Raw genomic sequence first — 13,067 nt, 5'->3', positions numbered from 1 at the left:
GCTAAGCAAAAAGCGCCAAATGCAAGGCGCGCGATTGTCGAGCAATGAGGCGTACTTACGTACGTCGAAGCAGTGAGAGCAATTGCAGCAACGCAGCAGTTGGTGAGTTTTTGCGACGCCATCAATACTGGAGCGGATCTGAGATTCCTTGCCTGACAGAAATTCACAGGAGCGCTGAGTTGCCGAAAAAGGGGGAGGAATGAAAAATATCGTCAGCCTGACCATGAATCCAGCGATCGACAAGAGTTCCAGCGTCGCGCATGTCGTCCCTGAACGAAAGCTTTATTGCAAGCCGCCACGTTTCGAGGCTGGCGGAGGAGGGGTGAATGTCTGCCGTGCCATAAAAAAGCTCGGCGGGGATTCTGAACTCCTTTATCCGGCGGGGGGATTGACGGGGCAGAGGCTGCAGGGACTTCTCGACAAAGAAGATCTTTTTCACCGCCCGCTTCCGATAGCGGGCGCGGTTCGCGAGAGTCTCGTGGTTCTGGAGGAAGAGACCGGGCTGCAGTATCGATTTGGGATGCCGGGGCCTCATTTGCAAAAGGACGAATGGCGACAGTTTCTCGAGGAAATTGAAAGGATTGAACCATCTCCCGATTATCTGGTGGCCAGCGGCAGTCTGCCACCGGGCGTTCCAGTCGATTTTTACGCTCAGTTGGCGCGCACCGGCAAAAAAAGCGGCGCAAAAACAATTGTCGATGTCGCCGGAAAGGCTCTGGAGGAGGCTCTCAAGGAGGGCGTTTTTCTGATCAAGCCCAATGTCCGCGAATTCAGGGAATTGGTCGGCGAAGACGTCACCGAAGAGGATCGGATCAAGGCGCAGGCTCGGAATCTGGTCAAACAGGGCCGCTGCGAAGTTGTGGTCATCTCTCTCGGGGCGGCTGGAGCTTTGGTTGCTGCTGAGTCGTTCACGGAACATATCCTGCCGCCCACCGTGCCCATTGTCAGCAAGGTGGGGGCCGGCGACAGCATGGTGGCCGGCATCGTCTTGAGTCTGGCAAGAGGGAAGCCTCTCCGGGATGCCGTCATTTTCGGAATCGCATCCGGAACCGCCGCCGTTATGACACCTGGAACGGAGCTGTGTCGCCGGGAAGATGCCGAGCGTTTGTTTGAGACCATGATGAAAGAGACCGTTTGACGGAGCGCCTGAACCGCCTTCCCCAGGGCGCTCCTCCTGCCGAGCTGTTGATCCGCATTTCTTCCATGCGGGTTTTGTAATTTTTCCCGTCAAAATGTTGTTTTTAACAACAGTACCGTCGGAAAATTTTACACTTCAAAACATATGACAACCAATAAAAGTCAAGAAAATAATAACTAAAACAATATCTTATGCTTTAGGCACTAAATGTGCATACTCCGTATGCAATCCCATTTTTGTTCTGCAGTCGTTGTGTGTTATTTGTCGGTGTTTTTGTTTAACGTTTTTTTAATAGAAATGAGGCTGAAAATGAGTAAAAAATTTTATGGACTGATTTTTGTTTCATTCTGTGTGTTTTTTTGTTCGAGCCAAGTACAAGCTTTAACTTTAACTGTCGACTTTATTGAAATTTTTGATACTAACAATAATGGATCTCTTGAATTTGGAGACAATGACAATAATAAAGATAATTATATAGAATCACAGCATTTATTTTCTGTTGTTAGAAAATTTAATCTTTTAAATTTTCCTGAACCAAATTCAGTTTTTAATATTTTTATTCAATATGAAGGTGACGATAACAATGCAGATAATTATTTTGTATTAAATGAATATGCGTTTAGTCCTCTGCCCAATGGCAGTGGGAGTAAGACATATTCAGGAGAGAATTCTTTACTGAATTATGGAGAGAATGAGATAGTTTTCAATATTGGAGAAGTCAGTTCTTATTGGGGTTTGGACGATTTTTCAATTTCTGAATTTAATTTAGAGTATGTTGCAGGGCAACAAGCACCCTCTGCCGTTCCGGAGCCCTCTTCTTTTCTTATTTTTGGAATAGGAAGCATTGCTTTGTTTTTAGGAAGAAAAAGAAAGAATAAATAGTTAAAAATACAGAAATACTGATGCCATGAAAAGGCTCAAGATGCTACAGAAAGTCTTTGTGGGTTCTTGAGTCTTTTCTTATTTTTGATAAAGATTATTTTACAAATATATCTGTGTCCCCGAAGTGGTACACTTGCAATTTGAATCTACCCCGTAGGAAAGGGAAGTTTTAATGCCTCCTGAAACATCAGATTCTCCCCGCTCCATGATTGCAGTTTTCAGGGATGCAGCTTTGATGCTTTCGCAAAAAAGCATCAATGTCGATGGCTAAGCAAAAAGCGCCAAATGCAAGGCGCGCGATTGTCGAGCAATGAGGCGTACTTAGGTACGTCGAAGCAGCGAGAACAATTGCAGCAACGCAGCAGTTGGTGAGTTTTTGCGACGCCATCAGCTTTGATTCCTGCAGTCATTTCAAGCCTGATCGGTTTCGGACCAGCCGTGAGAGATGATGAGAGGCTTTTGTGTAACGAACGACAAATTTAGCTTACCCCTTTGGCTGACCTGGCGAAAGAGACCGTTTAATGGCCCACCTGACCGCCCGCAACTCCTACCACCATTTGACGCAGCGCCTGAACCGCTTCCCCCAGGGGGCGCCACCCTCTGAGCTACTGACCCGCATTCTATCCATTCTTTTCAGCGAAAGGGAAGCTGTGCTGGTCGCCGCTCTTCCGCTGCGGCCATTTACCGCTGCAAAAGCTGCAAAGGCGTGGGGAAAGTCAGTGGGAGAGGCTGAGCGTATTCTGCGGGAACTCTCTTCCCGGGCATTGCTGGTCGATATTGAGCAGAAAGGGCGAATGCACTATGTTCTTCCACCGCCCATGGCCGGATTCTTTGAATTCACCATGATGCGGGTGCGGGATGACCTGGATCAGAAACTGCTTGCCGAACTGTTCGAGCAGTACATAACAGTCGAGGACGATTTCATCAAGGCTTTGTTCGTCGACGGTGAAACGCAGCTGGGACGGGTGTTGGTAGGCGAGGACGTGCTCGCCTCAAAAAATGACCTGCATGTCCTTGACTATGAACGCGCGACACACATGATCGAATCGGCCACCGCTGTCGGAATCGGTCTCTGTTACTGTCGGCACAAGCGCGCCCATCAGGGGCTTGCCTGCAGTGCGGAGATGGATATCTGCATGACCTTCAACACCGTGGCGTCTTCGTTGATCCGTCACGGGCATGTGCACCGTGTTGAAATAACTGAATGCAAAGAACTTCTGCACAAAGCCTGGGAGCAGAATCTGGCTCAGTTCGCTGAAAACGTCCAGAGCGGCGTCAATTTCATCTGCAACTGCTGCCCCTGCTGCTGCGAGGCGATGATCGCCCATCAGCGTTTCGGCCACCAGCATCCCATTCATACCAGCAATTACATTGCCGAGGCGGCCGACAATTGTTCCGGCTGCGGGCGCTGTCTGCCGGTATGCCCTGCGCGGGTAATCAATCTGGAGACGGAAAAAGATGATGGATCGGGTCGGCGTCAGGCGGTCATCGATGAGGAGCTCTGTCTGGGATGTGGCGTCTGTGTCCGGGTGTGTCATCTGCAGGCCCTGCGCATGAAGCCGCGGCCGCAGCGCGTCATTACTCCAGTCAATTCCGTTCACAAAACCGTCAAGATGGCGATTGAGCGGGGAACGCTCGAGCACATTATATTCGACAACCAGGTGTTGTGGAGCCATAGGGCGTTGGCGGCTCTTCTGGGTGCTGTGCTCCGCATGCCCCCGGTCAAGCGTAGCCTTGCTTCGAGCCAACTCGGCTCCCGATACCTGGAGCAGTTATGCAGAAAATTCGATTTTTAAAAAATTCTTAAAAAAGTCGTGACAAATCTAAAAAGTTAACTACAATTAACAATAATCAACCTGCATCTTCTCGATATATTAAAAGGGGGGCGTCATGCCCGGGTCGCGCAGACAAATCTATGAAGGACTGGTGGCTCTGAACGAGGAAATGTTTCCCAAGGTCTGCGGTCGTTGTGGCCAGGTCTTCCATTCTGTTGATGATTATCTGCACAAAACAAGGCGATTATTCCATTGCTCAGGACTACGCCGCTATGAAGAACCGAGCCTGAGTTTCCTCGGCCTTTACCGCAACTGCCGCTGTGGGTCGACGCTGCTGGCCATGTTCCAGGACCGCCGCGACGAATCCGAAGTCGGTATGCGGCGCCGCACCCGGTTTCAGGCGGTTCTCGATCAGTTGGTTGAGGCCGGCTGGGACCGCTCTATTGCCCGTGAAGAAGTGGAGAAAATTCTCGCCGGGCAGAAAAGCACCTTGCTGGAACTGTTTCTTGCCCGCTGATTACCCACCATCCCCAAAGCCCAAAGCTTCTCCCTTGCATCTACGCCCTCCTTGTCCTATGTTGAAGTGTGCGAAAATACAACAAATCCGAGGTGAAAATGAACAGGGAGCCTTTATACAGGGACAATCTACAGGGGAGGCTCAGGAAGGGGATGTTTCATCAGGCAGGGGCAGGGTGAAAGAAAAGCGGCTGCCGGTATCATCATCAATTGGGCTTTCGACCCAGATGCTGCCCTGGTGCAGGCGGACGATCTCTTTGCAGATAGCCAGACCGAGACCTGTGCCTTTGCGACTTTTCGGCTCTCCGGAATCGATCTGCTGATATCGCCCGAACAACCCTTTCTGTTGCTGTGGGGGTATGCCGGGACCGTGATCTTCGACATCGACCCGAACTGTTGTTTTATACCGGTAGGCCAGCAGGCGTATGCATCCGTCGCGAGGGCTGAATTTGGCTGCATTGGTCAGCAGGTTGGTCAGAACACGGCCCAGTTGCTGTCCGTCTGCATTGATGATGGGGAGATCGTCCTCAATCTGCAGGTTGACCGAGAGATTTTTCTCCATAAAGAGTGCGGCGAGTTCCCGGGAGGTCTCCTGCGCAATTTCTCTGATGGAGACCGGCAGGGGAGTCAGGGTCATTTTGCCGGCCTCGAGTTTTGAGAGGTGAAGGATGTCCTCGATAAGTGAAAGAAGTCGGTTCGATCCACTCTGAATATTGCACAGCGCGCTCTTCTGGTCCTCATTTACGGAACCGAGCACTTCCTGAGACAGAACTTCGGAAAAGCCGCGAATACTGGTCAGGGGAGAGCGCAGGTCATGCACCAGCATGGAGATGAAATCGGCTTTGATCTCCTCGATCTCATTGAGTTTGTTGATGTATCGCGCCACAATTTCGAAACGGTCGGCAACCAGGCCGAGGGCATGGGCAATGCCTTCCGTCAATGCGCGCTCTTTTCTGTTGAACAGGCATATCAATCCGAATGTCTCATCACCCTGTCGGATCGGCAGGGTGTGGAAGGTATGAAATTCTTCAGAGAGATCCTCCTTCAGTGGCGGATTTTCCGGGAAAATAAAAAGTCCATTTATTCCTTCATGATACGTGTTTGCAGACGGAATCTGCCGGATCATCATATCACGAGCTGCGGCAATAAAACCGGCCGGCATGGGTTGATTGATGGAAAATGCCAGAGTCAGTTTGTCGCGCCCCTGCCGCAGCAGAAGGCCGGCTGCGTCATGACGACAGATGTCGCCCAGAAAACGGAGGAGATTTTCGCTGAGAAGTTCCGTGTCATGGGTCGAACTGGTGAATTTAAGAATTTCATTTGAAATCGTGGACTCGTACAGGAGCCGGTCCAGGATATCCGTGATGCGCGCCTGGATATCATCCTTGTTCAGGGTGTCGACGGCCCGCGCATGTTTGCGCAGCCCGGGAGTGCGACTATCGAGCATATTTTCGACGGCATCAGCGATACGGGGTATGTCCGAGGTTTTTTCCAGGTAGAGATCCGCCCCGGCATTTTTCCCCCAGAACCGATCATGCTGCTCGGTGAGGTTGGTGAGTAAAACCACTGGGATTTGAGCGGTCACAGGATCGTTTTTAAGAACTCGGCACAGATGATAGCCGTTGAGCTCTGGCATAATGATGTCTGAAAGTACAAGGTCGGGTTCGATCTGGTAGACTTTAGCAATGGCTTCCATCCCATCTTTCGCCTTTTCGACGGTAAACCCTTTGTGTTCAAGGGCATCCTGCAGCAGCGCTACCTGGGTGGGGCTGTCGTCAACGACAAGGATGGTAAGGGCCTGATCCATGAAACCTCGGCGGGGATGATGCCAGGAAAACAGCATTAACCCGGGTTAAACGGGTTGGCAAAGGAAATCGTCGGTTAATCTTAATCTGGTGATTTTATACAATGTTTTATAAAAACAGGTCAAAGAATTATTCTTCTGTGGAGAAAATTCAGGGTGATGAGATAATAATCACGGGCATGACTTTGGTGCCTTAATTTTCATCAGGTCGCGACTTCACCTCCCTCTCAAGACTGCTATCCAAAAGGAAAGGATCCTTTAAATTTAAAGACTTATATAGTTTTTCTGAAAATATTGCCAGATTGGCAACTTCTTTGCTTTTGTAAATAGCCGCCATCAGCGCAAGGGGCAATTCCCTTGATGGGCTGGTAATCGGTGGTTATAATTTGATTTTTAAATTTTTATTACCGAAAACCTTTCATTTTACTGCCCCGGAGGTCAGACAAATGCGAAAAGTCGAAGCGATTATCAAGCCCTTTAAACTCGATGAAGTCAAAGAAGCCCTCAACGAGATCGGCATTCAGGGTCTTACCGTCAGCGAGGTCAAGGGCTTCGGGCGTCAGAAAGGGCATACTGAACTCTACCGGGGCGCCGAGTATGTGGTCGACTTCATTCCAAAAATCAAGATGGAGATCATTGTGCGCGACGACCTGGTCTCCAAAGTGGTTGAATCCATTGCAGAGGCTGCCCGCACAGGTCGCATTGGTGATGGCAAAATTTTTGTGACGCCGGTTGATGAAGTTGTGCGTATTCGTACGGGAGAGTCCGGCGACGACGCGCTCTGATCGCCTGCACAGTTTTTGCTGATCTTTTATTTTTGGGCCGCCTTTCACAGGGACCGGCGGTTCATTCGAGATTTTTTTATCCGCCTGGTGCGGATAAAGGCAGCAGCACTACGCTGATTTAAAGGAGATATGTATGACCCCACAAGAAGTAGTCGAATTTGCAAAAGAGAATAACTGCGGAATGGTCGATTATAAATTCCTCGATTTCGTGGGGATCTGGCAGCATTTTACCACTCCCGTCAGCGAATTCGATGAAGAGGTTTTCGAGGAAGGCCTGGGGTTTGACGGCTCTTCAATTCGGGGCTGGCAGCCGATTCACAACAGCGATATGCTGCTGATGCCTGATCCGACCACTGCGAAAATCGATCCTTTTCCCGAAGTGCCGACTTTGAGCCTTATCTGCAACATCATTGATCCTTTTACCCGTGAAGGTTACAGCCGCGACCCGCGTTTTATTGCGCAGAAAGCCGAAGCCTATCTTAAATCCACCGGCATCGGAGATACCGCTTTCTTTGGCCCTGAACCTGAATTTTTCATATTTGACGATGTCCGCTATGCAAACACCTCCAACGAATCGTTTTACGCTGTCGATTCGGTTGAAGGCATCTGGAACACCGGGCGGGAAGAATTTCCCAACCTTGGATACAAGCCGCGCCATAAAGAAGGCTACTTCCCCTGCGCACCGACCGACTCCATGATCGACCTGCGCAACGAAATGGTCCAGGTTCTGCAGAGCGTCGGCATTCGTATAGAGGCGTCTCATCACGAGGTTGCGACTGCCGGCCAGGCCGAAATCGACATGCGCTTTGATTCTCTTCTGCGTATGGGCGACACCCTTCAGTGGTTTAAGTACATTATCAAGAATGTTGCCTTGAGAAACGGGAAAACCGTGACTTTTATGCCGAAACCCATTTACAACGATAACGGCTCCGGCATGCATTGTCACCAATCGATCTGGAAAGACGGCAAGAATCTTTTCTGTGGAGACGGCTATGGCGGATTGTCCAAAGAAGCCCTTTGGTACATCGGCGGGATCATGAAGCACGCCAAAGCACTTTGCGCCTTTACCAATCCGACCACCATCAGCTACAAGCGCCTGGTGCCTGGCTTTGAAGCTCCGGTCAACCTTGCGTATTCCAATCGCAACCGCTCGGCTTCACTGCGCATCCCCTCCACCAGCAACCCGAAATCGAAGCGGGTGGAATATCGCACTCCCGATCCGTCGTGCAACGGCTACCTTGCCTTCTCTGCACTGCTCATGGCCGGGCTCGACGGCATCGAAAATAAAATCGATCCGGGCGATCCCCTTGACAAGGACATCTATGGTCTTTCTCCCGAAGAACTCAAGGATATTCCCAATGTTGCCGGAACCCTGCAGGAAGCCCTTGATTCCTTGCGGGATGATCACGAATTTCTGCTCAAGGGAGATGTCTTTACTGAAGACGTGATCGATATGTGGATCAACTACAAAACCGAGGCGGAGGTCAACCCGGTGCGTATGCGTCCGACCCCGATGGAGTTCGCGCTTTACTACGACTGCTGAGTTTCGCTGCAGTTGATATCCGCGAATAAATAAAAAGCAGAAAGCCCCCGACCTGTCATGAATCGGGGGCTTTCTGCTTTTCATGCTTAACCCGGGTTAACTGTCCGACAGCCTCCTAGAACTTCAGTCCCTGTCATTACGGGGTAAGCAGGTAGAGCAGAAGGGTCAATGTCCCTGCACTCACCAGTGTTGTCGTCAGGATGGTGCCCGCTACCAGGTCCGGCCGTACGCCGAAGCGCAACGCGTAGAGCAGGGGCAGGACTGCCGATGGGGTGCTCGTCTGCAATATGACGACGGATCGAGCCAACCCCTTGATGTCCAGGAGTGCGGTGAGTCCCCAGGCCAGCAGCGGGCTGGCAGCCAGGCGGGTGAGGGTGGCCAGCGACAGAAATCCGACCCGATTCTGCCATCGGGTTCGCGCCAGCTGCATCCCGAGCATCAGCAGCATGACAGGGATTGCGGCCTGTCCAACGAGATCGATGGGGCGCAGCACAAATGTCGGCGGGACCCATTGAAGCATCTTGAATAAAAACGCCAGTACGACCCCGTGAAAGATGGGTATTTTCGCCATGTTGAGCAGGGCGGTGGAGAGCGAGCCTTTAGACCCCTGAGCGATGACGATGGCCAGGGTTCCCAGGGGGATGTTGAACAGGACAAAGGTCAGCACGCTGACTTCCAGCGCCGCTTCGCCGAAGGCGAAGTAGGTCAGTGGCAGACCGAAGTTGCCGACATTCATCATGACCGTGGTCAGAAGCAGCGCGCTTCGACTTTCCCGGTCGAATCCGGCCATGCGGGCTATCAGCCAGGAAAAACCATAGAGGGCGGCCGTATATAGGACCATGAACAGAAACAGGTCGCCCGCCAGAGTCAACTCGAATTCCCGTTTCATCAGGGCGGAGAAAACGAGGGCCGGGCAGAATACATAAAGCGAACTGATGGTCAGGGTGCGAAAATCAAGACGCGCCGTTTTTTCCAGAACGATCCCGGCACACACGATCAAAAATACCGGCAGCACCACCTGAACGAAAAGCATTCCAACCTCATTAGCCTGTTTTGAATGGTATATGACTCTGTCGTGCAGCAGGTTAGCACGCGCTGCGTTTGACGAACAACGCCTTTCAAGCCGGACGCCATCTTACATCTGGCCTGCTTTGTTTCCGTATGCGATAATTGAGAGGTTTACTCCCTTTCAGCCCTATTTCAACCAGTGAGGATATCGTGATGACGGAACGCCCCGATCTGGCTCCTTACGCGGCGCACGGCAGTGAGAGCCGTGGACGACGCCACTTTGAACCTTTCAAGGACGATCGCCCCCCCTTTGAGCGTGACCGCGACCGCATCATCCATTGTGCCGCCTTTCGGCGACTGGAATATAAAACCCAGGTATTCGTCAACCATGAGGGCGATTATTATCGCACCCGACTGACACACTCGCTGGAGGTCGCTCAGATCAGCCGCGGCATTGCCCGCCGGCTTCATCTCAATGAAGATCTGGTGGAGGCCCTTGCTTTGGCGCATGATCTTGGCCACACACCTTTCGGGCATGCCGGGGAAGATGTTTTGAACCGAAAGATGATGAATGCCGGTGGCTTTGAGCATAATCGGCAATCGCTGCGCATTGTCGAGATTCTTGAAGAACGCTACCCTGACTTCAATGGTCTGAACTTGAGTTGGGAGACACGCGAGGGGATTATCAAGCATTCAAATCGAGAGGATTTTTCGGCTCAGGGCGTCGAGGAAGAATACGCCCCCCGGGAACGACCCGCTCTTGAGGCGCAGATCATCGATCCCGCCGACGAGATTGCCTACAACAATCATGACATCGACGATGGTCTTAAGGCCGGATATATCCAGCTGTCCGATCTTTCCCACGTCGATCTGTGGCGCGAAACATGGGAGACTGTCGCCGGCAAATTTCCCCGTATCGATCGGGAAAGGCATATCTATCAGACGATCAGCCACCTGATCGGGACTCTGATTCAAGACCTGGTGGAACATACCCTGGCCAAACTTTCCGAACGGGGGATTAAATCCGTGAAAGAGGTTCGCTGTCAGCCTGAAAACATCGTATCCTTCAGCCCGGAAGTCGCAAAAAAGAACCTTGAACTCAAGCAATTCTTATACAAATACCTCTATCGTCACCACAAGGTCGAGCGCATGCGGGTCAAGGTCGAACGCATTTTGACCTTCCTTTTTGATATCTATGCCGAAAACAACAACCTGCTTCCGCTGGAACAGCAGCATAAATTTGAAAAATATGGGACCCGGCGTGTCATTTGCGATTACATTGCCGGAATGACCGATCGGTATGCCTTTGATGAATACCGCCGTCTCATGGAGCCCTATGAACCCGTATGATTCGTATATTTTGATTGTATGCGGCAGCTCACAATGATATTTTTCCGCTTTCCGGCGCGCTCGCCATTTTGCTTAGCCATCTTCCGGGTTTTTGCGAATGCACCATCTTTGGCGGCTGGAATTGCTGCGATGTCCTGCCCTGAGGGGGCGGGCCTGCACACAAGCAGGTATAAAACGGACTTGAGTTTCTAAGATAGAAGGTTTTTTTGTGTTTTGGTCCAGGGTCGTCCGTTTTGTGAGGGGAGAATCAGCGGAGGGTTATTTCCCTTTTGTCGCCGGGGCGGTAGAGCAGAATGGTCTGACCGAGGATCTGCGCGACCGCAGCTCCGGTTTTGTGCGCCAGCTGGTCCGCGATTTCGTGACGGTCGAGAGGACAACCACGCTGAAGTTTAATTTTGACCAATTCGTGCGCAACGAGACTCTCTTCTACGGACTCGACCAGGTTGTCATTGACCCCATCTTTCCCGACCATGGCGGCCACATTCAGGTGATGCCCCAGAGAACGCAGATATCGTGCCTGTTTTCCTGTCAGTTTCGGTCCTGCCATTTTTTTTCCTTCCTCCTCGTTCTGGTTCAGAGTTCGGGGAAACTATCATGGTCACTGGCCGCTTGCCAAGCATAATATCAATCCATTTGACGGCCCTTGTGTACAAGATAAACTTAAACCAGCTATATGGAACACTCGATCCTTCTCGAGGTTTTAAATTTCATGTTGTCAGTTCGTATTCGATCTGTCGACATGACAGAACACAACGGGTTGCTTTTCAAGGGGTTCGCCCATGGGGTTAAACTGTTTGCGTTCACAGATACGGATGCAGCATCTGCCGCCAACCAGCCGGCAGGTGGCGCTCAAAATCGTTCTGCTCTATCTGATCATTTCTCTGTTCTGGATATTCTTTTCCGATCAATTTCTATCGTATCGTTTCGATGACCCTCTCGTCCTGAGTCGGTTCCAGACGTATAAAGGCCTTCTGTTCGTTCTGGTTTCATCTGTTCTGCTCTTTTTTCTCATCTGGCGCTATCTGCGTGCACTGCAGACATCTGAAGGGCGCCTGCTCATGGTCTCCGAGGCCGTTTCCGCACAGACGGGAGCTAAATTTTTCCATCTCCTGGCCGAACACCTGCAAGATGTCCTCAAGGCGGACTGTGTTCTGGTTGCAGCTGCCGATCAGGACAATTTATCATCCCTGGAAACCATCGCCATGGCCTATGACGATGATTCATTCCAGAAGTTCAGATTCAATCTCGAGAATACGCCATGCGAGCGCCTGCGTCAGAACGAAATCTGCTATTGCCCCTTCGATGTACGCGGCCAGTTGCCGAAAGATCACCCGTTTTCGAAGATGGGAATGCAGAGTTGCCTGGCTATGCCTCTGGTTGACGCCCAGCAACGCACCCTGGGGGTGATGGTCGTCATGAACCGTGGTCCTTTTCCCGACAGAGCCGCAGGTGAATCAATGATGCGCATTTTTGCCTCGCGCGCCGCATCTGAGTTGGAGCGACGTTTAAGTGAAGAAAGAATAAGCCAACTCGCTTTTTTCGATCCTCTGACCGGTCTGCCCAATCAGCAGCGTTTCAGCGAACAACTTGACGAAGCGCTTCACCAGATAGAAAATTCCGACCAGCGTTTGGCTCTGATGTATCTTGATTTCGATCGTTTTAAGACGATTTCGCGCGCCCTTGGCGTTGACCAGAGTAATCGAGTCCTTTGTGATGTGGCGTCCCGCTTGAAGACAATGATGCCGGCCAACGGTTTTCTTTCCCATCTGAAAGGGGATGAATTCGCGTTGCTACTTCAGGATTTCGGTTCATTGGACGATTTGCAGACATGGCTGAAAAATATCTTGGATGCGTTTCGGGCTCCCTTTCCTATTGCCGGCCATGATCTCTATGTCACGGTCAGCGTGGGGGTCGCGATTGCGCCCGATGATGGTCGTGACTCCAAGATGCTGCTGCGCAATGCGGATGTCGCCGTGAGTCGCGCCAAAGCGCTTGGGCGTAATAATTATCAACTCTACAGCGCTGAGATGGGGAAGGTTTCCTTTCAGTCGATGGTTCTGGAAAACCGACTTTTTCGAGCTATGGAACGCGAGGAGTTTCTGCTTCTCTATCAACCTCAATGTCGTCTGGATAATGGTGTGATTGAAGGGATGGAGGCACTGGTCTGTTGGAAACAAGGCGGGCGTTCTCAATACTCTCCCTCGGATTTTATTCCCAAAGCTGAAGAGACGGGGCTGATCGATCCCCTCGGCGAATGGATTCTGGA

Annotated in this window: 11 protein-coding genes; 8 read left to right on the top strand and 3 right to left on the bottom strand. The window is 51.2% G+C overall.

The genetic code is table 11. The features are described from left to right. Positions 1 to 199: 199 nt before the first annotated feature. The 4 genes from AB7E65_RS08590 (at position 200) to AB7E65_RS08575 (ending at position 4,312) form a co-directional block, all read left to right on the top strand. Entirely contained in the window at positions 200 to 1,138 is a 939-nt protein-coding gene (locus AB7E65_RS08590; RefSeq protein ID WP_428745659.1) for a 1-phosphofructokinase family hexose kinase, read from the top strand. Between the two features lie 309 nt (positions 1,139 to 1,447). Continuing rightward, a complete protein-coding gene (locus AB7E65_RS08585) occupies positions 1,448 to 2,020 on the top strand; it encodes a PEP-CTERM sorting domain-containing protein (RefSeq protein WP_428745658.1) in 573 nt (190 codons plus the stop codon). A 521-nt stretch (positions 2,021 to 2,541) separates the two neighbouring features. Further along, positions 2,542 to 3,816, top strand: a complete 1,275-nt coding sequence (locus tag AB7E65_RS08580; RefSeq protein ID WP_428745657.1) for a 4Fe-4S dicluster domain-containing protein — start codon at positions 2,542 to 2,544, stop codon at positions 3,814 to 3,816. Positions 3,817 to 3,910: 94 nt separating this feature from the next. Further along, entirely contained in the window at positions 3,911 to 4,312 is a 402-nt protein-coding gene (locus tag AB7E65_RS08575) for an oxidoreductase (protein ID WP_428745656.1), read from the top strand. Between the two features lie 141 nt (positions 4,313 to 4,453). Here AB7E65_RS08575 and AB7E65_RS08570 read toward each other — a convergent pair whose 3' ends face one another. After that, on the bottom strand, positions 4,454 to 6,118 hold the full coding sequence (locus AB7E65_RS08570) for a hybrid sensor histidine kinase/response regulator (protein ID WP_428745655.1): 1,665 nt from the start codon (positions 6,116 to 6,118) through the stop codon (positions 4,454 to 4,456). Between the two features lie 443 nt (positions 6,119 to 6,561). Here AB7E65_RS08570 and AB7E65_RS08565 point away from each other — a divergent pair, with 443 nt between their 5' ends. Both AB7E65_RS08565 and glnA read left to right on the top strand, forming a co-directional pair. Then, a complete protein-coding gene (locus AB7E65_RS08565; RefSeq protein ID WP_040200349.1) occupies positions 6,562 to 6,900 on the top strand; it encodes a P-II family nitrogen regulator in 339 nt (112 codons plus the stop codon). Positions 6,901 to 7,033: 133 nt separating this feature from the next. Beyond that, a complete protein-coding gene (glnA, locus tag AB7E65_RS08560) occupies positions 7,034 to 8,443 on the top strand; it encodes a type I glutamate--ammonia ligase (RefSeq protein ID WP_040200351.1) in 1,410 nt (469 codons plus the stop codon). 136 nt (positions 8,444 to 8,579) lie between these two features. Here glnA and AB7E65_RS08555 read toward each other — a convergent pair whose 3' ends face one another. Beyond that, a complete protein-coding gene (locus AB7E65_RS08555; RefSeq protein WP_428745654.1) occupies positions 8,580 to 9,476 on the bottom strand; it encodes an AEC family transporter in 897 nt (298 codons plus the stop codon). Positions 9,477 to 9,664: 188 nt separating this feature from the next. Between AB7E65_RS08555 and AB7E65_RS08550 the strand changes: the two genes are divergently transcribed. After that, positions 9,665 to 10,801, top strand: coding sequence for a deoxyguanosinetriphosphate triphosphohydrolase (locus AB7E65_RS08550; RefSeq protein WP_428745653.1), 1,137 nt, complete (start codon positions 9,665 to 9,667; stop codon positions 10,799 to 10,801). Positions 10,802 to 11,048: 247 nt separating this feature from the next. On the opposite strand, the gene yhbY is transcribed toward AB7E65_RS08550, so the two are convergent. Then, a complete protein-coding gene (yhbY, locus tag AB7E65_RS08545; protein ID WP_428745652.1) occupies positions 11,049 to 11,348 on the bottom strand; it encodes a ribosome assembly RNA-binding protein YhbY in 300 nt (99 codons plus the stop codon). A 232-nt stretch (positions 11,349 to 11,580) separates the two neighbouring features. On the opposite strand from yhbY, the gene AB7E65_RS08540 reads away from it, so the two are divergent. Next, positions 11,581 to 13,067 (top strand): diguanylate cyclase domain-containing protein (locus tag AB7E65_RS08540; RefSeq protein WP_428745651.1); only part of this gene is annotated, 1,487 nt, incomplete at its 3' end.

Origin of the sequence: Syntrophotalea sp., from assembly GCF_050253115.1 — a bacterium.
GTDB lineage: Bacteria > Desulfobacterota > Desulfuromonadia > Desulfuromonadales > Syntrophotaleaceae > Syntrophotalea > Syntrophotalea acetylenica.
This window is presented reverse-complemented; position numbering and strand designations above follow the sequence as displayed.

What these genes read in the sequence shown, in the direction of transcription:
- AB7E65_RS08590 (WP_428745659.1), top strand. Translation starts at nt 200, where the DNA reads ATGAAAAATATCGTCAGCCTGACCATGAATCCAGCGATCGACAAGAGT.
- AB7E65_RS08585 (WP_428745658.1), top strand. Translation starts at nt 1,448, where the DNA reads ATGAGTAAAAAATTTTATGGACTGATTTTTGTTTCATTCTGTGTGTTT.
- AB7E65_RS08555 (WP_428745654.1), bottom strand. Translation starts at nt 9,476, where the DNA reads ATGCTTTTCGTTCAGGTGGTGCTGCCGGTATTTTTGATCGTGTGTGCC.
- AB7E65_RS08550 (WP_428745653.1), top strand. Translation starts at nt 9,665, where the DNA reads ATGACGGAACGCCCCGATCTGGCTCCTTACGCGGCGCACGGCAGTGAG.
- AB7E65_RS08565 (WP_040200349.1), top strand. Translation starts at nt 6,562, where the DNA reads ATGCGAAAAGTCGAAGCGATTATCAAGCCCTTTAAACTCGATGAAGTC.
- glnA (WP_040200351.1), top strand. Translation starts at nt 7,034, where the DNA reads ATGACCCCACAAGAAGTAGTCGAATTTGCAAAAGAGAATAACTGCGGA.
- AB7E65_RS08580 (WP_428745657.1), top strand. Translation starts at nt 2,542, where the DNA reads ATGGCCCACCTGACCGCCCGCAACTCCTACCACCATTTGACGCAGCGC.
- AB7E65_RS08570 (WP_428745655.1), bottom strand. Translation starts at nt 6,118, where the DNA reads ATGGATCAGGCCCTTACCATCCTTGTCGTTGACGACAGCCCCACCCAG.
- yhbY (WP_428745652.1), bottom strand. Translation starts at nt 11,348, where the DNA reads ATGGCAGGACCGAAACTGACAGGAAAACAGGCACGATATCTGCGTTCT.
- AB7E65_RS08575 (WP_428745656.1), top strand. Translation starts at nt 3,911, where the DNA reads ATGCCCGGGTCGCGCAGACAAATCTATGAAGGACTGGTGGCTCTGAAC.